Source organism: Mycobacterium sp. Root135, assembly GCF_001426545.1.
In the GTDB taxonomy this organism is placed as follows: Bacteria; Actinomycetota; Actinomycetes; order Mycobacteriales; family Mycobacteriaceae; genus Mycobacterium.
In genome coordinates this window covers 1-1,074 of sequence record NZ_LMEZ01000003.1, presented here as the reverse complement: position 1 = coordinate 1,074, position 1,074 = coordinate 1, and the positions used below count along the sequence as shown (strand labels likewise).

At 57.3% G+C, this 1,074-nt stretch carries 1 rRNA gene; it reads right to left on the bottom strand.

Annotation, left to right across the window (positions count from 1 at the left end):
- Nucleotides 1-482: 482 nt before the first annotated feature.
- Nucleotides 483-1,074 (bottom strand): 16S ribosomal RNA (locus ASD37_RS31955); the annotation flags it as partial.

Here is a 1,074-nt window from a genome sequence, read left to right as displayed (position 1 = left end):
CAAGGCATCCACCATGCGCCCTTAAACACTTACAACACAAAAACCAATTATGTTAAAAATCGAAATTACACCACAACAACCCACAACACCTCCGAACCCCCAACCAACCCACACACCCATCCCCGAAGGAACAACTGAGTGAGCCTTACGAGGGCCCATCGACTGCTGCGAGTTGATGCTCGCAACCACTATCCACGAATCAAACACCACACCCCACCACCAAAACCTGGGGCAACAACACGCCTCCCACCACACACRGTGGCCAGGGAAACACGGGCCTGTTGTCTCAAAGCCCAACAGTGTGCTTGGTGGCCGGCACCCCCCAAACGAGGGGTAACCAGAAGATTTTGTTCGTCTATGCACCAGAACTCGCTCCACTACGGATACGCCCAGTGACGGGCGACGAGTCCATCCAACGAATCGCCTGACAACGGCTGATCCCACGGTTTGTGGGGCCGGCCAGGTCTCGTGGTGCTCCTTAGAAAGGAGGTGATCCAGCCGCACCTTCCGGTACGGCTACCTTGTTACGACTTCGTCCCAATCGCCGATCCCACCTTCGACGGCTCCCTCCACAAGGGTTAGGCCACCGGCTTCGGGTGTTACCGACTTTCATGACGTGACGGGCGGTGTGTACAAGGCCCGGGAACGTATTCACCGCAGCGTTGCTGATCNCGACTGCTGCGAGTTGATGCTCGCAACCACTATCCACGAATCAAACACCACACCCCACCACCAAAACCTGGGGCAACAACACGCCTCCCACCACACACGGTGGCCAGGGAAACACGGGCCTGTTGTCTCAAAGCCCAACAGTGTGCTTGGTGGCCGGCACCCCCCAAACGAGGGGTAACCAGAAGATTTTGTTTGCATATGCACCAGAACTCGCTCCACTACGGATACGCCCAGTGACGGGCGACGAGTCCATCCAACGAATCGTCCAGATCTCCGAACTCCCACAGTCGTGGGCGGGCCTGAATCTCGTGGTGCTCCTTAGAAAGGAGGTGATCCAGCCGCACCTTCCGGTACGGCTACCTTGTTACGACTTCGTCCCAATCGCCGATCCCACCTTCGACG